The sequence below is a fragment of the Shewanella sp. S1-58-MNA-CIBAN-0166 genome, assembly GCF_040310085.1.
In the GTDB taxonomy this organism is placed as follows: Bacteria; Pseudomonadota; Gammaproteobacteria; order Enterobacterales; family Shewanellaceae; genus Shewanella.
Window position 1 is genome coordinate 36,543 of record NZ_JBEOPN010000010.1, and the last position, 21,317, is coordinate 57,859.

A 21,317-nucleotide genomic window follows, 5' to 3' on the forward strand; every position below is an offset into this window, starting at 1 on the left:
ATTCCATATCAAACTTACCCAGAGACATATTATCTTTGATATACAGCCTTTGACATAATATGTCTCACTATGTTTGCTAAGACATATTATGTCAACTTATTTTTGATATAGGCAAAATTAACTCAATATTATTATGTGAAACAGAGCAGAGTTTTATTTCCAACTTTTACGAATAATAATGTTTACTCTAATCCTTTTTTCAATGTGGCGATCTTGTTGCTACAATGGTTTTTCTTAATACTCAACAGAGGATGTTGTCTGTGAATACCTTTCGTTTATTAGCCGTGTTTGGTGTGTTGCTTCTGCCAAGCGTAAACGCTACCCCATTTCAATTTGATCAAAAAACCTATCGTCAAAATGTGCAAACCTTAGCAAGTGATGAATTTGAAGGCCGTGGGCCTTTATCTCATGGTGAAAAACTGACGGTTGAGTATTTAGAAAACGCCTACAAAGCAATGGGACTCGCTCCTGGTTTTGGTGACAGTTATCGTCAAGCTGTGCCAATGGCTAAAATTACTGCCGATCAAACAATGCAGTTGAGAATGGGTGATTTAGTGTTCAACAACGGCACTGATTTCACTGCCCGTACTGAACAAGTTCAGCCTCAAGTGAGTGTAGATAACAGCGATGTAGTGTTTGTTGGCTATGGTATTAATGCGCCAGAATATCAATGGAATGACTACGCTAACATTGATGTTAAAGGCAAAACCGTGATTATGCTGGTCAATGACCCAGGCTTTGCGACTCAAGATCCTGCCGTCTTTAAAGGCAATGCCATGACCTATTATGGCCGTTGGACTTATAAGTATGAGGAGGCTGCAAGGCAGGGCGCCAAAGCGGTGTTTATTGTCCACGAAACTGCACCAGCAGCCTACGGCTGGAACGTCGTTGAAAACAGCAACACTAATACTAAATACACCTTAGTTGATGATCAAAATAATCAATCACACATTGGCGTCATGGGTTGGATCCAGCACCAAACCGCGCAAAAAGTGTTTCAAGCAGCAGGCTTAGACTTTGATAAAGTCAAACTCACCGCAGCAAAAGCGGGTTTTAAGTCTATACCACTTAAACTCAAAGCCAATTTAGCAGTAAAAAATACCATTGAATTAGCCACCTCATATAACGTAGCAGGGCTGATACCAGGTACCAGCCAAGCCGACGAATGGTTAGTCATGCATGCCCATTGGGATCATTTAGGTAAAACCTTGCAAGATGGTAAAACGGTTATTTTAAACGGCGCCGTCGACAATGCCTCTGGCGTTGCTGGTGTATTGCAATTAGCGCGTCATTTTAAAGCGCAAAACAAAGCACCTAAACGCTCTATTCTGTTTACTGCATTTACCGCAGAAGAAACAGGCCTTATTGGCGCGCAATACTTTGCTGCCAATCCTCCGGTACCGACTAAACAACTGGTATCGTTTTTAAACATAGACGGCATGAATGTAGGCAATGGTGTTAATTACATCCTGCGTTATGGCCAAGGCGTATCAGAACTTGAAACCTATTTAGATGATGCCGCCAAAGCACAAGGCCGCACTGTAAAGGCTGATCCTCGTCCACAAAATGGCTTAATGTTCCGTTCAGACCACTTTGCCTTAGCCCAACAAGGCGTCCCCGGGTTAATGTTCATGAGCTTAGGCGACACCGACCCAGACTACATTGCCCATAAATACCATCAAGGCGCAGACGATTACGATGCCAGCTGGAATTTAGGCGGGGTAGAGCAAGACTTAGCTTTAATCAGCGACATCATTGAAAAGCTAGCCAACAACAACGACTGGCCAAAATGGATTGAAGATTCAGACTTTAAAAAACGCAGAGCGGAAGACGGTAAATAACCGTAGTATATTTTTATTTTAAATGGCCTATGGCCACTAAGGTCGTGGCGCTTCGCCCACACCAGACTTTTTCAAACTTCGTTTGAATTGAGATCGCAAGGTTCCACCCTGCACTGGCCAAGAGGGGATCAACAGCAATCCCCTCTTGGATCACCCCTGCCGTTCCGGCAACATTTTCAAACAGCGAAAAGGTCGCGACGGAAATGGATCCAGCTTTTAACTTCGTCTTAGTGTTCTTCGGCCTTATTCGAAAATGCTAACGCTTCCGATGGTACATCCTGTACCGCGAAAGCTAGCCTGACATCCATGTCATGCTCACGCTATTTTCTTCAACGCCCTCAAGTTAAAAGTTGAATAAAACCTATTGACAAAAAGTGTTTAAGTTTAACTAAAACAGTTGGTTAGGTTTTTTGTTGCACATTGCAACCAACAATTTTAGTCCGCTTAACGCGGTGTTGAACGAAGCCGCTGCACGGAGCCAAATGAAGTTTCAATTGGACGTATAATCCTCATTGAAATCGTTGGGCTTAAAGATGTAAGATAGAAAATACAATGAAAAGGAATTTCAATGAAAAACTTACCTACTACTCGATACCAATTGACTCAAAACTGCTCTGTAGCCCAGAGCCAGCATCAAAAAAAGCAAATTCCTATAGCATGAAGTATACCAATTAATTTGGACTAGGCATCGGCCAAGTCCAATAAGCGATTTATGCCTTGCAAACAGCGCAACGCATAAATACTAAAACGTTATATTTCTAAGGAGAGTTATGTCCTACGCAGCAACAGTTTCAGGGGCAGCAACAACTAATACTTTTGCATACATGTTCATCGGTGCAAAGCATATGCTTGAACAGGCAGAGGAAAGTGAGATTGGACAGTTATACAATATTGTAAGTTGTCTAACCTATTGCGCATTTACTCTTGAGGCTTACTTCAATCATTTTGGAAAACTTCAAAATGATGATTGGGATAATATTGAGCGGAATTATTCAAAGCTAAAGAAATACAAGAAATTCTGTAAGGATTTAGATTTATCAATTGACTTTAAAAAACCTCCATACAGCTCCTTAATCGAAATTTTTTCATACCGAGACCAAATGGCGCATGGTAAATCAACCATAGAATTTGTAACCAAAGAAGTTGAGCTTGAGATCGAAAAACCCAATGAGTTTAGGGCAGGCGCAGGCTGGCAAGAATATGCAACAATTGATAATGCAAAGAAGGCCCTTGAGCACACTAGCCAAATAATATCAGAGCTGCATATTGCTGCCGGATATGGTGACAAGCCATTCAATAAGTTAGGTTCAGGTTTGTTTGGAGTTAGTATCAATCGAAATATAACAAGTGGTTCGTAGGGACGCCTACGGCGCCCCACAACCAAGCGTTAGCTATCGTTCGTGTATCAATCAAAAATAGGTGTTCAAAATGACAAAAGTATCACTTTCAGTATTCGCAACTAATGCAACTGTTACTTATGATGTAACGCCTAGTGGTAAATCTAAGTTTCCCATTAAAATTAATTATGACGCTGGAACTGCCATGGATCGAGTGCAAGAATGTCATGATTACGATACAAGATTACCTTCATCTTTTAAGCTAATTGAAGGTACTAGGGTCTTTAAAAACAAAAATTGTTATATCACCTTTGCAATGTACCGAAGAGATGATAAATCTAATCTTCTAGTTACATGTAAATGTAATCAGCAAGAATTAACTCAATCTGAAGCAGTCGATTTAATTGAAAAAGGGATGAAGTTGGCGCTAGAGAAAAACAATAGCTAACTAATTAGGATAGGCCGCGCGAAGCCGCGTCCTTATCCCAAGTGTTGAACAAGCCCGAACACGTGAGATGTGACTCTTTATTATGTAATTAACAGTTCGAGAAACGCGCTGTTTGATGTGATTGTTAGCTAACTACTTTTCAGTAGCCAGCACGTTCCCTTAGCCTCTTTGCTAATTAGTTAACTCGCTATATTTCAGTATCTTAAAAACTAACTATGCCACCCATACTTCTAATCCTAAGTGATTTTTGACCAAAATCCGCTGCTGTTTAGCTTATAAATGATCAGATAGCCCTGAACTTGAGGCCGTTGAAGAAAATGACGTGAGCTAGCCAAGGATGGCGAGCTAGCTTTCGAGGGGAAGGGACGCCCCATCGGAAGCGTTAGCATTTTCGAATAAGGCCGAAGCAGATTCCGAATGCAGGTCAAAGTTAAATCAATCCCCATGGCGACCTTTTCGTTTTTTGAAATTGTTGCGGGGCGGCTGGGAGTTCCAAGAGGGAATAGCCGTTGGTTTCCTCTTGGTCTGGTGTGGGCGAAGCGCCACGACGTTAGTGGCCGCAGGCCATAAGCACAAACAACAAAAGAAACAGCTGGATTCCAGTTCAACAGCACTACCAGAACGACAGTAAATTTGGCTCATGCAAGGTGCAACCTTGCGATCTCAATTCAAACGCAGTTTGAAAAGCCAGTTGTGGCTGCTTGCCATAAAAAGCTTAACCATCTTAAGCCAAAGATGATTTAACCACTAGACAAGACACCTGTTTCTGCTTCCCATACTGCATCACCTGCGCCAGCTCTGACTGACTAATCGGTACATATGCAGCGTTAATCGCATCTTTTTGAGCTTCAACAAATGGGTCGTGAATAAACATAAACTGCTCGTTGTAACCGCTTAATACCACCCAATGTGGGCCTTTCTCGCCATTAAAGCGATAAGTACTTATCATCAGCAAAACGGCATAACCGCTGTCAATCCAATGTTTAATTTGAACCAGTGTAGGTGCCGCGTTGTGTATCTCAATACCTTGCGAAATCAGCTGTTGGCAAAAATCGTCATGCACAATCGTAATGACGGCTTTTTTATTGCTATCACGGACGCTATCAATAAAAGGAACCGAGGTTGATTGGCTGTACATTTCAATTTGTAAGCCACGCTTAATCGCTGCTAAGGCTAAGCCATGAACACTGCAACCGCCGTGGCCGCTGGTCATAAAAATAGTGGTGGCTTCGCGCCAGATGCTCAGCTCATCAACTCGACTTGGATTATATTGCGGCTTTACCGCACTCATGGCCATCATTAAGCAGGCCGCGCCACAGGTAAATGGGGTGGTTTGTACATACAAAGGCATCTTGATGACTTTGCTTGGCCCTGGTGGGTCTAGGCGTTTGTGCATGCGCACGCCATCAGCCAAGTCGTCATAATAATGCACTAAGGTTTTTAGGACTTTATAACCCATTTTTAAATAAAGATTTTTGGCAGCGATATTGTCGTTTCGCACTTCTAGGCGTAATGTAATGAAACCACGTTCGACTACTGTGTGCTCACATTGTGTGACCAGTTCGAAGGCAATGTTGCGACCTCTAAATTCGCTTGCAACGGCAATAGAGTAAAGCCTAGCTAGCCGAGTGCCTCGATGAAATAGCACCAGAGCATAGCCTGCAAGTGTGCCGTCTATTTCGGCCACTAATAAGCTGTCCAGAGGTGAATTGAGAAAGCGTTTCATCTGCCGAGAACTGATTTTATCGCCACTAAATGCATTGTTTTCGATGTGGTTTAGTTGCGGTAAATCGCTGGGGGTCGCTTGACGAATAAGCATGAGTCGGCTCGAGTTGGCAAAACATGATAGTGGCTTAATTTACGCGCTAAACCGCACAAGAGGCAACAGATATTTATGGCTCATTTTTTAATTGTCACCGATGATGTTAATGATTGGCGTCCCTATTTGCCCAGTGACCATATGGTCACGGTTCATGATTATTTAGAAATGGGTGCATTTGCAGATCAAAGCGCCATGCAAGTGATTAACTTGTGTCGTAGTTATGACTATTTAAGCACAGGTTATTACTGCTCGTTAATGGCGGAAGCCCGTGGGCATCGCGTGATCCCTCGGGTAATGACCATTAATGATTTATCTCAGGACCGTTTTTTTAGTTTGCCGCAATCAGGCTTAGATAAGCTGCCAGAGTCGGTGAATGAAATCAGCATGAAGCTGTATTTTGGCTATTGTGATAATCCGTTGCTAGACAAGCTTGCGCGTAAAATATTTGAACGTTTTACTGTGCCTGTATTGCAGGTGAATTTGTTAAAAATGTCAGGTAAATGGCAAGTTAACACCATTGAGCCTGCTGCGTTTCAAGATTTAACCGAGCCTGAACAAGATTTATTTGCCAAGTATCTTGAAGTGTTTTCACAAAAAGTATGGCGTTTACCGAAACCGTCGAAACGTTATCGTTACGAAATTGCCATGCTGGTGGATGAGCATGAGAAAATGCCGCCATCAGATAAAGCCGCGTTAAAGTTATTTACTAAGTCGGCTAATCGTATTGGCATGGATTTAGTCCAAATTGGTTCTCATGATCTGGCTCGGTTAAGTGAATTTGATGGTTTGTTTATTCGCTCAACCACTAATATCAGCAACTTTACTTATCGGTTTGCTAAAGCTGCTGAGCAACTTGGGCTAGTGGTAATGGATGATCCTGAATCCATTATGAAGTGCACTAATAAGGTGTTTTTAACCGAACTATTAAACAAGCATAAAGTGCCCGTACCCAAGAGTTTAATCTTTAAAGCCTCAGATAAAAACTGGGCCGATAATGTTATTAACACCATAGGGTTACCAATTGTACTTAAAGTACCCGACGGCGCATTTTCGCTCGGGGTGGTTAAAGTTAAAGACCGTGAAACTTTACTTGAACAAGCAGCGATAATCTTTGAGCACAGTGCGCTAATTTTAGCGCAGGCGTTTATGCCAACCGATTATGACTGGCGTATCGGCGTGCTAAATCGCCAACCTATTTATGCCTGTCGTTACTTTATGAGTCGTGGTCATTGGCAGATTTACCAACATCATCAAAGTGGTCGTGTTAGCAGTGGTGATTTTGACTGTATCGATTTGAAGATGGTGCCACAAAATATTGTCGATGCAGCGGTCAAAGCGTCTAATTTAATTGGCGCAGGCTTGTATGGTGTCGATTTAAAAGAAATTGATGGTAAAGCTTATGTGATTGAAGTGAATGACAATCCGAGTATCGACCATGGCGTTGAGGATTTGTTTTTAGGTGATCTAGTCTATGACCGAGTGATGACTGAGTTTTTAAGGCGTATTCAGCTTCGCGGTATGTAATTACCATACAATAATCAACCAATAAAAAAAGACCTGTTAAGGTCTTTTTTATTAATTAGTTGTTACTACATAAGTATAAGGTTGTGCTAATTAGCGCAAATTCGGTAGCAGTTACGTCCGGCTGCTTTCGCGGAATACATGGCTTTATCGGCACGCTCATATATATTTTCTGCTTGTTGCTGCGGTTTGGACTCCGCAATACCTAAACTGCACTGAATGTTATATTCGGTAAGCTCTGAATGTTTTGGCATCATATCAATGATACGTTGGCATACTATTGCAGCGGCCTGGGCATCCCCTTGGGTAACGATCACAAACTCATCACCGCCAATTCTAAAGGCTTGGTCTGTATTACGAATGGCTTCATTAATTAATGCGGCAAAGCCTACTAATACAAAATCACCGACTTTATGGCCATGCGCATCGTTAAGTTGTTTAAATTTATCTAAATCTAATACAATTAAAGACACTTGGCCTTGCTGGCGATTAGCTCGTGCTAATGCGATGTCGATTGCCTGGCGGTAATAATAACGATTACCTAATTGGGTTAGTGCATCAAACATGGCTTGATTAGACATATTTTGATACTTCAACGCATTATTCAACGGTTGAATTAATATGCCTTCAAGTTGCTCTAAAGTGTGTTTTTGCGCCGAACTAAGTGCTACAGACAACTGATAGGTTATGATAAACGTATCTTGGTTATCGTTAATAGTACGTTGCAGTTCAATACCGTAGTGACGTCCCCAAACAAACTTTTGTTTGTCTAGGTTCAATTGTAGTCCTTTAATCGGCAAATGTTGTCCTAGGATCTTGCCGAAGCAGGCAAAAACTGTCCGAGGATCTAAACTTCCATGTAGTTGTTGAATCACTTGAATAAGGTCCAGTTCGGGTTCCATATTCAAGTAAGCGTCTGAACGGTACCAGTAATCTTCAGGATATAATTCTGTCGCTATTGAAAAATCCATAATATTGGTTCCAGTACGTTACAACTAATTACCATATTGTTAGCAATAATCGTGCCTATGAAAAATTTTCTATAGTTATTAATTGGTTGTTGTTTTACTGTAGTGCTAACAAAACGTTTTATTTCCCTTTCGACAGTTTTTTGACAAGGAGCCAAAGCCACAATGGAACACAGTATTTTTATCCATATTTTGTTGATGCTTGTGATTGCTATTGTGGCTATTGCATTGTTACGTCGACTCGGCTTACCGGCCATTTTAGCTTATTTACTCACCGGGGTTGTTAGCGGCCCCAGCGGTTTTCATTGGTTTACCCAATTACAAATGCAATCTGTGGCTGAGTTAGGCGTAGTGCTACTGATGTTTACCTTAGGACTTGAGTTTTCGGTACCGAGGTTGTGGGCAATGCGCCGAACGGTTTTTGGCCTAGGTAGCGCCCAAATGCTGGTAACAGCCTTTGTGGCTGGCGGCATTGCTATGTTGGTTGGGCAAAACTTAGTGGCTGCGGTGGTGATCGGTTCGGCTATTGCGCTGTCGTCAACGGCCATAGTGTTAAAGCTGCTTAATGAACAAAACTGGTTAAGGCGCAGACACGGCGAGCTGTCGGTCAGTGTATTGTTATTTCAAGATTTAGCGGTGGTGCCGCTATTGATTTTAATGCCGCTATTAGCCAAAGGCGGTGCTGAAATGAGCTTCAATAGTATCGCGTGGGGATTACTCACCGGTATTTTGGCCTTTTTAGGATTAATGTCATTTGGTAAATGGATATTGCCACGTATTTTTGACGAAGTAGCTCGCTCACGTTCAAATGAATTATTTGTATTATCTACCTTAGTTGTCGCTTTAGTGACGGGCGCGTTTACTCAATGGCTTGGATTATCGATGGCGTTAGGGGCATTTATTGCTGGGATGTTACTTGGCGAAAGCCAGTATCGACGCCAGTTAGAGGCTGACATAAGGCCATTTCGTGATTTATTAATGGGTTTGTTTTTTATTTCCATCGGCATGCTACTGAATTTCGATTTAGTGATGCAATATTGGTGGCAAGTGTTATTGATTTTGGCAGGTGTGGTGCTCACCAAAATATTAATCGTGCACGGTTTGCTCAAACTTGTGGGTGAAAATACTAAGGTATCACTCAGTACCGCAATCAGTTTAGGTCAAGTCGGTGAGTTTAGTTTTGTGTTACTGGCATTAGCAGTAAATTATCAATTACTCGATACCGAAGTAAGCACTGTGTTAGTCGCCGTGGCGGTGATATCTATGTCAATGGCGCCTTGGCTGATCCGTCACAGTGTTGATATTGCCAAAAAGGTTAGCGGCAATAAGCTGCCACCTAAAAATGAACCGATAGAAATTGTATTGCCTCATTCTGACGAAAGTGATGTGGTACTGATTTTAGGTTACGGCCGCGTAGGGCAAACGATTGCACGCTTTTTGAAAACAGAAGCGGTGCCTTATATGGTGCTTGATTTAGATCCCACCAGAGTGACAGAAGCGAGAGCCGCAGGCGAAAATATTCATTTTGGTGATGCTTGCAGAATGGCGCTATTGAAGAAGATGGGCATTCGTCAAGCGAGCTTAGTGGTGGTGACATTTTGCGAACCAAGGCAATCTGAAGAGTGTTTAGCCGTGGCGCGTAAACTGGCTCCCGATGTAAAAATATTGGTGCGCACTCGCGATGATGCGAATCTACATGAGCTTAAAGAAGCGGGGGCGACCCAAGTTATCCCTGAATCACTTGAGGGCAGCTTAATGCTGGTGTCGCAAGTGTTGTTTAAATGTGGCGTCCCCTTAGCGCGGATTATTAAACGCTTGGAATCTGAACGTCGTAATCATTATCAATATTTACACGGTTTCTTTTCCGGCACAGAAACTGATTTTACCTTAGATTTACTCCATGCTGTGTCACTGGCTTCAGGTGCTAGTGCGGTGGGTAAAACCGTTGCAGATATTCCATGGCAAGCTTTGGATGTTGAGCTTAGAGCGGTGCGGCGTAAAGGCGAGGAGATCGATCCACCCCCCCCTGAGTGGATATTAAGGCGTAACGATATTTTAATGCTGGTGGGTAAACCGCGCAGTATCGAGAAAGCTGAAGAGTATTTACTGCAAGGTTAAATATAGCTTCATATTATTGCTACCAAGCACCATGCTGAAAAGTGATGGTGCTTTTTTATTTTATTTTATTTTGCATCCAATATTAACTTTGGTTCGTATACACGCTATTGGGGCTTTTTTATCAATATATGCGCAATTAGCCTGTATCAACTATATCGAACCATCATAGGGAAACGTGGCAGATTATGGATCAAGACACCTTACTTAACTTATTAAGTGCTAGTGCAGATGGAGATAAACAAGCGTTTGCTGATTTATATCAATCTACCAGTGGCCAGTTATTCGCAGTTAGCTTAAAAATGCTCGGTCGACGTGAGTTAGCCGAAGAGGTATTACAAGAAGCCTATGTAAAAATTTGGCATAACGCGACAGAATATCAACACGGAAAAGGATCGGTTCTAACGTGGATGATCAGTATTGTTCGTTACCGAGCCTTAGACATGTTGCGTTATCAAAAGGTCAGAAAGGAAGATCCACTTGAAGATGGCCAAGAAGCCATTTTTGAAGAGCATATCAATGATGACGGGCCTCAAGTTCATAAAAATAAACTCGACCAGTGTATGGGAGAACTCGAGCCTCAGCAGAAACAAGCAATTCATCTCGCTTACTATAATGGTTTATCGCATCACGAAGTTGTGGGGCACTTAGATTTACCATTAGGCACTATTAAGAGTTGGATCCGTCGTGGTTTACAACAATTACAGAGGTGTTTATCGTTATGAATTATCGTGATCCTCAATTAAAAGACGCATTAGCAGCAGAATATGTGCTTGGTACATTGCGTGGCCAAGCTAGACGTCGGTTTCAAAAATTAATGATGCAAATTCCCAGTCTGCGTGAAAGCACTTGGTTATGGGAGCAACATTTACATGGCATGAATCAATTGTTAACGCCGATAACCCCAGATGAACGGGTTTGGCAACAAATCAGTATGTCGCTAGGGTTTGTTGATAATGTGGCCCAAGCACCATTGCCAGAAACCTCAAATGTGATGCCTATGGCAACACGTAACCGTTTATGGAAGGGATTGGCTTCAATGGCAAGCGCAGCAGCCATTGTTATGGCTGTTTTAGTTGTGAATAATCAGCCTGTGCCAGTTGCTACATCGCTGCAAGTTGCGGTTGTGCAAAGTGCACAATCTAAAGCATTATGGCTGATTGAAGTCACCTCCAATACGATTGAAGTGCGCTCTACTAGTAACCTTAAGCCACTGGCGAATAAAGACTATGAGTTATGGATGGTGGCTAAAGGTGTCGAAAATCCAATTTCATTAGGCTTACTGCCTAAGTCAGGCAAGTTAACATTGGTGAAAAACAGTCAATTTGATGACATGGATATTGTGGCTCTGGCGGTGAGTTTAGAGCCTTTGAACGGCTCACCAAATGGCTTACCAACAGAGGTATTGTATACCGCAGAGCTAGCAATTTTATAAAGCCTTGATGATAGGGTGATGCTTCAAAGCATTGATGTGTTACCACGCTAACATTTAAGCGGCCAATAGTGAGACTATTGGCCGCTTTTTTATGGTTGCAACTATCTATTGGCGATCGATGAATCACCGGTTAACGGGAAATTGTTAACGACTCATTTCTGAGCATTCACATACTAAAGGATTGTATTGAAGAAATTGTATAGAGGGGGCTGTATTGAAAGGACCATATTGATAGTTCATCATGCGAAAATTAACATTTTCATTAAATTAGTAAAAATAGTTTTTTTATAAATTCATTTAAATTCAGTGTGTTAATTTTTTATTTAATTTATTTCAACAATAATTGCTAAAACCTGCATCCAAAATGGAACCTGAGCCGTTTACTGATATGACTCTACTACATAACAAGGAAATGGTCATGAAAGTACTAAAAATATCCCTAATCGCCAGTATCGTATGCAGCACTTTATTAGGCGCTAATGCATTTGCGTCAAGTCACCGAGAAGCACCCAATATCACTCGTTTTCCAACATTAGACTCTACCGACTTCTACGCTTTTAATAGCTACGAAGCTGGACGTGAAGATTACGTCACTCTTATCGCCAACTATATTCCACTGCAAGATGCCTACGGCGGACCTAACTATTATGCGATGGATCCTGCTGCGGTATACAGCATTCATATCGATAATGATGGTGATGCTATAGAAGATTTAACCTTCCAATTTAACTTTACCAATGAGCTTGCCAATAATAATCAAGGTATTGCGCTAACGGTTGGTCCTGCTGACAATCAACGTAGTGTGTCAGTACCGCTTAAAAATATTGGTGGCATTACTGCTGCGGATCAAAGTGCGGCAAACTTTAGCGAGTCGTATGAGTTAACACTTGTTAAAGGACCACAAAATAGTGGTAGCGCAACAGCGTTAACCAATACTTCAGGGGCGATGTTCCATAAGCCACTGGATTACATTGGTAATAAGAGTTTCGGTGATAGCAGCGCGTATGCAAGTTATGCGGGTCAATTCATCTACGAATTTAATCTCGATGGTTGTGCAAGTCCTGGCAAAGTGTTTGTTGGCCAACGTAAAGACCCTTTCGTGGTTAACTTAGGCAAAACCTTTGATTTGGTCAACTATGTGCCTGTAGAAGGTGATAGTGCACCGGGCGCTGGCGACCAAGGTGGATTTCCAGGTGGCATCACTCAATCTGTTGATAATGATGATTTGATGGATAAAAATGTCACAGCCATTTCAATTGAAGTGCCAAAGTCTTGTTTAACGACTCAAGGCAACGGCACCATTGGTGCATGGACTACCGCCAGTTTACCGCAAGCGCGTATTTTAAATCCAAATGCCAAAGTGGGTAAAACTGAAGTCAACGGCGGCGCATTAACTCAGGTATCTCGTCTGGGTAATCCACTGGTTAACGAGTTAGTGATTGGCTTAAAGGATAAAGACACCTTTTCGACTTCACATCCTAAAGATGACACTCAGTTTGCTGACTATGTGACGCACCCGAGCTTACCAGAGTTGCTTAACATTCTGTTCAAAGACGCGGTTAATCAAACGTTGGGAACAAACATTGAAACGTTAGCGCCAACTAACTTCCCTCGTACCGATCTTGTTACTGCATTTCTCACTGGTTTTGCTGGTGTTAACCAACTTGAGATGGTGACGCCTTCAGAAATGTTGCGTCTTAATACCGGCATTCCGGCAAAATCACGTGATATGCAGTCAGCTTTTGGTGTGGCTGGTGATGATTTAGCCGGTTTCCCAAATGGTCGTCGTCCGGGTGATGATGTGGTTGATATTGCACTGCGCGTGGTAATGGGACGTTTATGTTACCCCATCCCAGTCAATGGTACTGACACAGATTTAGGCCTTTGTACCAGTGATGATGCCAGCGTTGGTAACGTGCCATTTACTGATGGGGCACCCGTTGACGCGACCATGATGATGGATCACTTCCCTTACTTAGCGACGCCGCTTTCGGGCTCAAAATAAGGAACATAAGATGAATATTTCTATTCGATATGCGACGCGTCAAGCGCTTAATAATCTCGCTAAACCAGTGGTATTAATCAGTGTGCTCAGTGGCGGTTTTTTAGCTGGTTGTAACTCAGATGATGATGCGATGACCATGGTTAAAAACAGTGCGCCAATGGTGAGCAGTGTCATGATCTTCACCGTGACTGAAACACCAGTGACAGATCAAGTGATAGCCACCGATAAAGATGGTGATGCATTAACGTTTACTGTAATGAGTGAACCCACGCTTGGTACGGTTAGTTTAATGCCAAATGGCGAGTTTACTTATACTCCTGCCAATGAAGTGACTGGCATGGACAGTTTTACTGTTGCTGTGAGTGATGGCGTAAACGACCCTGTGGTAGCGATGGTGAACATTACCATTGATGCACAGCAAGTGATGTTTTCAAGCTTAAGTCGTCAGGCATTTTTACAACCAAGCCAAGCTGCACCTTTACGTGTTAATGGCCGCATGGTTGAGAACGATGTTTCAACGGCTGATTTTTACGACGACTTATTACTGGATTAATAGTGCGAGTTCTATTCGCTAGCTTAAGTTTATAACACAGGACCAAATATCTATCTTATTCATCCAATGAATGATTATCTCAGCTGAGAAGTAATGATTAATTAGATCGATATTCATAGCCAAGGATGGCATTAAGGAGGCGTTATGCAAGCGATATCAGGGCGATTAACACCAATGATTAAGTACCCTCAATTTAGCCTCAACATTCAATTTTACATCAATATTGTAATGGTTGTCAGTGCATGTTTGTTGATGGTAGGCAACAGTACTGCGGCGCCATATACACCAAAAGATACCAGTGAAGTTATTGCGACCTGGAAAGTGTTTAATGATACCGACAAGCAGATGAGCTTAGACGACATCAGTGATTTTATTGAACAAGGACAATATCCCGGTGAAGCTGATTATCGCTACGGTCGTGCAAAAGCTTGGTTACAAGCCAAAATGGCCAATGCCAGCCCCGATGCGCAGACCTATTATTTATATGCTCGAGTATTACAGCATCAACACCAATTTGACCGGGCGATAAAGGCGTTAGAGCGCTCCATTGAATTAAAACCGACTGCGATAAATAGTTGGTTATTAAAAGCCAATATTCATCTGGTACAGGGGGATATTGTCGGTGCAAGGCAAGCGTGTTTAACCCTAATAGGAAAAGCCGATATTTTGTTGATTTCTACCTGTGCTTTAGAAGTGACTAGTCAAAATGGCAAACTGGCCGAAAGTTATCAAGAGTTAGCTCGGTTGTACCAGTTGTATCAACCTAATAATGAACCAGAAAAACGTTGGATAGTGCAAATTCTTGCTGACATGGCATTTAAGCAAGGTATGTCAGAAGAAGCATTGAGTTATTTAAATCAGTTAGATATGGACAATGCTCCGGTTAGTTTATTAGCGCTATGGTCTGATATTGAGTTGGCATTAAATCAACATCAACAGGTGTACGATATGCTCTCCAGTGTCGTCAATAATAACGCTGTTCAAGACGACGCACTATTATTGCGCTTAGCAATAGCGGAAAAATCCCTTGGCAATACTGTTAAATGGCAATGGACTTTTGCCCAAAGAGTTAAACTGCGCGAGCAAAGACAAGACAGCTTGCATGCATCCGATCTGGCAAAATATTATTTAAATATTGATATTCAGCCCCAAAAAGCACTTTACTGGGCCAAAATCAACTGGCAGGTAGCACGTCAAGACAATGATCGGATACTTTTAGAACAGGCTAAAGCATTGTTGAGGAAGACTAAAAATGATAAAAAGTCAGTACAAGTCAGTCAGAACCTCGTTGTCGATCATGTAGCAAGTTAAGGATAAACCAGTGAAGGCATTTACACGTTTTTTTTCGGTGATGAAAGGTGGATTATTACTGCTAATGTTACTGTTTAGTCATGGCAGTTTAGCCCATCAAATGAGCACCAGTTATTTGTCTGTTCACCTCGATAAGCACGGGCAAATTCAAGGTGATTGGCAAGTGCGTTTTTTTGACATAAACCAAGTTGTCCCTATTGATGATAACCAAGATGGTGAGCTTACTTGGGGAGAGTTGCAAGCTCATCAAATTGCGATAGTAGATTATTTACGTTCATCTTTGGCAATCAGCCGAGAGCAAGATTGCCCACTGAGTTTTAACCCAACGCAGCAAGTTGACCAACACTTTAGTGAAGGTTATCTAGTCAGTTCATTTCAGGCTGAATGTGATAGCCCTGGAGTGTTGACCATTAATTATCAAGCTTTCTTCAATATAGACACTGATCATAAAGTGATTACCACCATTGCAACGCCCGATCATCAATACGCTCGAGTGATCAGTAACGATAACCCGATAATATTGATTAACTTAGCTGAAAGTCAGCTCAGCGATACATTTGCAGAATATGTTTATCAAGGGATTATTCATATTTGGAAGGGCACTGATCATATCTTATTTTTATTGGCGTTGTTATTAACCTGTGTGTTGGTGCGTGAACAACAAAAATGGCACCCGATAGATAAGCCTAAGCAAATATTTAAAGACACAGCATGGATTATTACTGCATTTACATTAGCGCATTCGGTAACGTTAACTGCCACCGCATTGGGACTGATTAATTTTAGTAGTCACTGGGTTGAACTGGGGATTGCATTGTCGGTGTTGTTTGCGGCGCTTAATAATGTCTGGCCGATTGTATTACGCTTAGGCTGGATTACGTTTGCGTTTGGCCTGTTACACGGCATGGGATTTGCTGGAGTATTAGGCGAGCTTGGCTTGCCTGAAAATCAAAAACTATTAGCGATTCTTGCGTTTAATGTTGGCGTTGAAATCGGCCAGCTGGCGATTTTAGCGCTAGTGCTGCCTGTATTGATGTTTCTACGCCATACACTTTGGTATCGACATTGGGGCATGCAGCTCGGTTCAATTGCGATTGGGCTCATGGCGATTCAGTGGTCTGTAGAACGTTTTTAGTGTTTGCCAATGAATAACTAGTCAGCTTTGGATAGTGGCTAGTTATTCATTGAGATTGTATTGCTTAAGTAACCTTGTATTCGACCGTCGCTAACTTATGCTCGGCTTACATTTGCCATATGTTCTATTTATATTTGAGACGGGTACAAATAACCGACGTCAGTAGCCATTAGTCAGACATTCGCCCACCTTAAATTCCTCTTGGTAATATCTCCCAACGACTCAAGGTTAAAATTGGCTTTAGTGGTAAGCAAACTTTTGTGTATGTTAATTCGTATGATGATACAGATTATTGCTGTATCTGAGCTTTAGCGACCACCCAATATGTGTAATCGCAATAATATAGCGTGTTTGAACGAGTTTTTTGTTCGAAAGATCAGCAAAGCCTAGATATTGCCTGCTTTCTTCCATAGAATGGCAAGTTAACTTTTTTATCAGCAGCCATTGTTTATTTTGCTGCGGTTTTATTAGGTATATTGATGTCGGCGAAACTGTTTAATCTCCCCATTAAGCTTTCATTAGAGATGATTGCGAAACTGTTTTCGGCCACCCAAATTCAAAAAGCGCAAAACTATTTGATCCAAGGTCGAGTTCTAGAAGTTACTGCCAGCAGTAATAATCATGATATTGAGGCCTATGTTGAAGGATCTGCTGCTGAACCCTATCGTCAAGAAATCACCCTAGTTAATGTGAATCACAAAATTGTGATGCGTTCACATTGTACTTGCCCTGTTAGAACAAATTGTAAGCACGTTGCCGCAGCAATGCTGGCACTGGTCGATAAAAAGCCGGTTGAAGAGCAGCGTATCCACCAATGGTTACGCCAACTTGACGAGCAAAAAACGGTTGCCGAGTTTGAAGAAGAGGACGAAGAAAAAGACCGCATTATTTATGTGTTATCTAACGATCCTCATGGCATTTTTGTCGAATTTAAACGCAGTAAATTTAATAAAAAAGGTCAATACAATAAAGGCAGCAAGCTAGCATTAGCCGATATTCGCTATAGCATGCCATGGTGGATTGACCCTGAAGATAAACAGATTATCAGCTTGTTATTGTCATCAAATAATCATGGTTCTAAAATTTATATTGAAGGTGAGATTTCATTTTTAGCACTGACTAAAATGCTCACAGCCGAAGTGTGTTTTTGGGAAGAAAATCGCATCCCACTAACATGGGCTAAATCTGTTGTGCCTGAGTTTGTCTGGTGTGAAATTGATAAAAAACATACCCAAATGCAAATGCGCATGCCTGGGCTGGATAATTGGGAGTTTATTGCTACCGAGCCACCTTTGTATGTTGAATTAGACTATTTGCATTTAGGTAGAATAGACACTGACTTGCCCGTTAAAAAGTTAAGTTTATTGCAACACATGCCGCCAGTGCCCTTGGCTCAAGTAGATGCCATTAGTCATAAAATGCTCCAGCATTTTTCGCCTAAAACGGTGCCTGTGCCGAGTGAAATTGATTTTTGCGAGATAACAGACTCACTGTTAACACGCTTAACTTTTACGCGTGAGCTCATTGCCAACAACCCGATTCTGCAACCGGTTATTCGAGTTGATCATTGTTACGGTGAAATTACCTTTAATGCATCGACTAAACCCGAACGCATAAGCTTAGTCAAAAAAAATCAAGTTCAGTATCAAGTGCATAGACATGTCGAGCAAGAACTCGCGGCATTACAGTCATTAGCGGATATAGGCTTAGTGACGCTTGAGCCAGACGCTACGCTGGCCAGTTCACAACAACCCTACTATGTCAGTGTCGGCTTATTACCCGAGTCGATTTTTGAATGGTCTGAATTGACTGACAATGGTCTTGATGCGTTAACTGCGCTGGGTATGGATATTCATTTTGATGATGACTTCGACTTACAAATTACCGATGCACAGTTAGATGTCGACTTAGTTGACGATGATGAGTCTGGCTGGTTTTCGTTATCGCTCAGTGCCGACATCGATGGTCAAAGTGTACCGTTATTAGCCTTAGTTGCCCGTTGGTTACAACAAAATGGTGAACCAGCAGACGATGATGAATTGCTATTACCTGGCCCTAACGGTGGTTTTATTAAAATCAAAGCCAAAACCATTAAGCCGCTGATTAGTATTATCCAAGAATTATTTAATCGTCATTCTGGCGATGTCATTTCGATACCACGCAACCGTGCGCATATTTTGAATGATTTATCTGCCAGTGACGTGCGTTTACTCAATGGCGAACGTGTGCGCAATTTAGCCACCAAACTCGCAGAGTTTAAAGGGGTGGTTCCGGTTGAGTTACCCGATGGCTTAAATGCGACATTACGTGATTATCAAAAACAAGGTTTTGACTGGTTGTGTTTTCTTAAAGAATATCAACTAGGTGGTATTTTAGCCGATGACATGGGCCTGGGTAAAACCGTTCAAGCATTGGCATTTTTACTCAAAGCCAAGCAAGACGCTACCGAGCGTCGTACCAGTTTAATTGTTTGTCCCACTAGCTTAGTGGGTAACTGGTTAAAAGAAGCCAATAAGTTTGCTCCGTCGCTGAATGTAGTGGTGATCCACGGTAATAAACGCCAGCCGTTATTAGATCAAATTAACCAGTTTGATGTGGTCGTAACAACCTATCCATTAATGTTACGTGATGAAGCCATTTATTGTGAATATGTGTTTGAGCATATTATTTTGGATGAAGCACAACAGATTAAAAATGCCCAAGCAAAAGTCACCCAAGTGATTAAAACCCTTAGAGGTAGATTTCGCTTATGTTTATCGGGTACGCCGCTTGAAAACCATTTAGGCGAATTAAAATCATTGATGGATTTTTGCTTGCCAGGTTTATTAGGTCAGCATACTTACTTTAATAAACAGTTCCGTGGTCCGATTGAGAAGCAAGCCGATGTTGAAAAGTCGCAGTTACTGAGTCAGCGTATTGCTCCTTTTATGCTGCGCCGCACTAAAAAAGAAGTGGTATCAGAATTACCTGAAAAAACCGTGATTATTCAAACTCTGGAACTTGAAAGAGATCAACGTAATTTGTACGAGTCTATCCGTTTAGTGATGGAGAAAAAATTGCGTGAACTGTTTGCCAAGAAAGGAGTATCGAGTAGTCATATTGAGTTTTTAGATGCATTGTTGAAGTTGCGTCAAGCCTGTTGCGACCCGCGTTTAGTTAAGCTTGAACAAGCTCAACAGGTAAAAGACAACGCTAAAATGACTTGGTTAATCCAAAACCTGCCTGAAATGATTGAAGAAGGTCGTAAGATCCTTATCTTCAGCCAATTTACCGGCATGCTGGCACTCATTGAAGATGAACTGAAACGCTTAGCTATCAGTTATAGCAAGTTAACAGGCCAAACTCGTGACCGTCAGACCCAAATTGATTCGTTTCAAGAGGGTGATAACTCGGTGTTTTTGATCAGTTTAAAAGCCGGTGGAACCGGACTTAACCTTACTGCTGCGGACACGGTTATTCATTTTGACCCGTGGTGGAACCCTGCCGCGGAGCGCCAAGCGACCGATCGCGCTCATCGTATTGGCCAGTTAAATCCAGTGTTTGTTTATAAACTCATTGCCCAGGGCACCGTTGAAGAGAAAATTCAAGAAATGCAGCAGCACAAACAAGGTTTGGCAGACAGTATTTTATCCGATGGTACTCAAGGTCCATGGCAGGGCAGTGCGAACGATTTATTAGCATTGTTGAGTTAACTGTTGAGTTAATTGTTGAGTTAATCGTTGAGTTAATCGTTGAGTTAATAACATGAAAATCACTTGAACTAGCGTGTAGATTCGCGAAACTCAAGTGATTTAGCGGTTATCAATTACCCTAGATGAACTCGATAACATTGGCTTAAAAACGTTGGCTCTATACACTTTGGCTCGATAAGCTTTGGCTCGATAAATATGGACTCGATACACGTTGACTCGATACACGTTGGCTCGATACACGTTGGCTCGATACACGTTGGCTCGATACACGTTGGCTCGATACACTTTGGCTCGATACATTTTGGCTCGATACACTTTGGCTCGATACACTTTGGCTCGATACACTTTGGCTCGATACACTTTGGCTCGATACACTTTGGCTCGATACACTTTGGCTCGATACACTTTGGCTCAATTAGCTTTGGCTCGATAAATATGGGCTCGATACACGTTGGCTCGATAAACATTAACTCGAAAATGGAGATAAGCCTTGGTTGCAATGTACTTTAAACGTGGTTCATCAGCGCCAAGACAACGGCGTTCGTCTCGTGCGACGCCTGCTGAGCACACAGCTTATTTTGAACAGGTGTTTACCGTTCTTCGGCTTCATCCTGAGAAAATTGCCATTGTTAGACGTAATATTGCTGAGTTCCAAGCTCAACCTTATTTGAAAAAAGGCCTGCACACGGCAATTGATCGGTTACTGTTGGTGTTTGAAGACGATAACGACATTGAACTGCTATATAGGCAAGTGATGAGTGATGATATTGGCCAACGGGTAAGACGCTACCCGCTGATATTTAAAGGCATAATTTCAATAGATTCAGATGCTGTGTAATCTCATTCAGTGAGTGCCTTATCAAATATAAGCACTCATCGTTATGGGCGTTCAATCACGCTAACCGTCAGACGTTCCAAAGTGGATATGCCAAACCGTTTTGCGCTATTCCCATTCACTTGGCCATCATCAATATCGATATTGTGTACTGCGCCAAATTAAACAACAATCATGTTGCTGCCACTCAATACCTAAACCGATTACCTATATTCGCCCATAACCTTATTGTCATTTATCTTTTAGCTTGAGTCCTTTGACCGCTTGTAGTGGTTCCCTCCAATACCGTGGTTATCTCA

Annotated in this window: 16 protein-coding genes; 13 read left to right on the forward strand and 3 right to left on the reverse strand. The window is 42.0% G+C overall.

Features of this window, described 5'->3' with window-relative positions:
* Positions 1-251 precede the first annotated feature (251 nt).
* The 3 genes from AAEY99_RS08135 to AAEY99_RS08145 all read left to right on the forward strand — a co-directional run bounded on the left by AAEY99_RS08135 (position 252) and on the right by AAEY99_RS08145 (position 3,626).
* Positions 252-1,841, forward strand: coding sequence for a M28 family metallopeptidase (locus AAEY99_RS08135; protein ID WP_351010072.1), 1,590 nt, complete (start codon positions 252-254; stop codon positions 1,839-1,841).
* A 770-nt stretch (positions 1,842-2,611) separates the two neighbouring features.
* Entirely contained in the window at positions 2,612-3,199 is a 588-nt protein-coding gene (locus tag AAEY99_RS08140) for a hypothetical protein (RefSeq protein ID WP_351009971.1), read from the forward strand.
* Between the two features lie 70 nt (positions 3,200-3,269).
* The gene (locus AAEY99_RS08145) at positions 3,270-3,626 is read left to right on the forward strand and encodes a hypothetical protein (protein ID WP_351009973.1); all 357 of its coding nucleotides are present in this window, start codon (positions 3,270-3,272) and stop codon (positions 3,624-3,626) included.
* A gap of 724 nt (positions 3,627-4,350) precedes the next feature.
* Here the strand turns inward: AAEY99_RS08145 and AAEY99_RS08150 are convergent.
* A complete protein-coding gene (locus tag AAEY99_RS08150) occupies positions 4,351-5,445 on the reverse strand; it encodes a peptidase C39 family protein (protein WP_335691357.1) in 1,095 nt (364 codons plus the stop codon).
* Positions 5,446-5,520: 75 nt separating this feature from the next.
* Between AAEY99_RS08150 and AAEY99_RS08155 the strand changes: the two genes are divergently transcribed.
* Positions 5,521-6,972, forward strand: a complete 1,452-nt coding sequence (locus tag AAEY99_RS08155; protein WP_350979072.1) for a RimK family ATP-grasp domain-containing protein — start codon at positions 5,521-5,523, stop codon at positions 6,970-6,972.
* An 86-nt stretch (positions 6,973-7,058) separates the two neighbouring features.
* On the opposite strand, the gene dgcS is transcribed toward AAEY99_RS08155, so the two are convergent.
* Positions 7,059-7,940, reverse strand: coding sequence for a diguanylate cyclase DgcS (dgcS, locus tag AAEY99_RS08160; protein WP_101086648.1), 882 nt, complete (start codon positions 7,938-7,940; stop codon positions 7,059-7,061).
* A 162-nt stretch (positions 7,941-8,102) separates the two neighbouring features.
* On the opposite strand from dgcS, the gene AAEY99_RS08165 reads away from it, so the two are divergent.
* From AAEY99_RS08165 to AAEY99_RS08200, 8 genes are all read left to right on the forward strand, one after another.
* Positions 8,103-10,055, forward strand: a complete 1,953-nt coding sequence (locus AAEY99_RS08165; RefSeq protein ID WP_101086649.1) for a monovalent cation:proton antiporter family protein — start codon at positions 8,103-8,105, stop codon at positions 10,053-10,055.
* Between the two features lie 185 nt (positions 10,056-10,240).
* A complete protein-coding gene (locus tag AAEY99_RS08170) occupies positions 10,241-10,777 on the forward strand; it encodes a sigma-70 family RNA polymerase sigma factor (RefSeq protein WP_011636768.1) in 537 nt (178 codons plus the stop codon).
* A complete protein-coding gene (locus AAEY99_RS08175; protein WP_351009976.1) occupies positions 10,774-11,487 on the forward strand; it encodes an anti-sigma factor in 714 nt (237 codons plus the stop codon). The genes AAEY99_RS08170 and AAEY99_RS08175 overlap by 4 nt, the downstream gene beginning before the upstream one ends.
* Before the next feature lie 418 nt (positions 11,488-11,905).
* Positions 11,906-13,492: a DUF4331 domain-containing protein gene (locus tag AAEY99_RS08180; RefSeq protein WP_011636770.1), complete on the forward strand. Its 1,587-nt coding sequence runs from the start codon at positions 11,906-11,908 to the stop codon at positions 13,490-13,492.
* Positions 13,493-13,502: 10 nt separating this feature from the next.
* Positions 13,503-14,045: an Ig-like domain-containing protein gene (locus AAEY99_RS08185; protein WP_182744515.1), complete on the forward strand. Its 543-nt coding sequence runs from the start codon at positions 13,503-13,505 to the stop codon at positions 14,043-14,045.
* Positions 14,046-14,189: 144 nt separating this feature from the next.
* Positions 14,190-15,356, forward strand: a complete 1,167-nt coding sequence (locus AAEY99_RS08190; protein WP_182744516.1) for a tetratricopeptide repeat protein — start codon at positions 14,190-14,192, stop codon at positions 15,354-15,356.
* 10 nt (positions 15,357-15,366) lie between these two features.
* A complete protein-coding gene (locus AAEY99_RS08195; protein ID WP_350979069.1) occupies positions 15,367-16,491 on the forward strand; it encodes a HupE/UreJ family protein in 1,125 nt (374 codons plus the stop codon).
* Between the two features lie 479 nt (positions 16,492-16,970).
* Positions 16,971-20,183: a DEAD/DEAH box helicase gene (locus AAEY99_RS08200; protein WP_351009981.1), complete on the forward strand. Its 3,213-nt coding sequence runs from the start codon at positions 16,971-16,973 to the stop codon at positions 20,181-20,183.
* A 157-nt stretch (positions 20,184-20,340) separates the two neighbouring features.
* Here AAEY99_RS08200 and AAEY99_RS08205 read toward each other — a convergent pair whose 3' ends face one another.
* Positions 20,341-20,598: a hypothetical protein gene (locus AAEY99_RS08205; RefSeq protein ID WP_351009983.1), complete on the reverse strand. Its 258-nt coding sequence runs from the start codon at positions 20,596-20,598 to the stop codon at positions 20,341-20,343.
* A 75-nt stretch (positions 20,599-20,673) separates the two neighbouring features.
* Between AAEY99_RS08205 and AAEY99_RS08210 the strand changes: the two genes are divergently transcribed.
* Positions 20,674-21,021 (forward strand): hypothetical protein, encoded by a 348-nt coding sequence (locus tag AAEY99_RS08210; RefSeq protein WP_174839643.1) that lies wholly within the window; start codon positions 20,674-20,676, stop codon positions 21,019-21,021.
* Positions 21,022-21,317 lie beyond the last annotated feature (296 nt).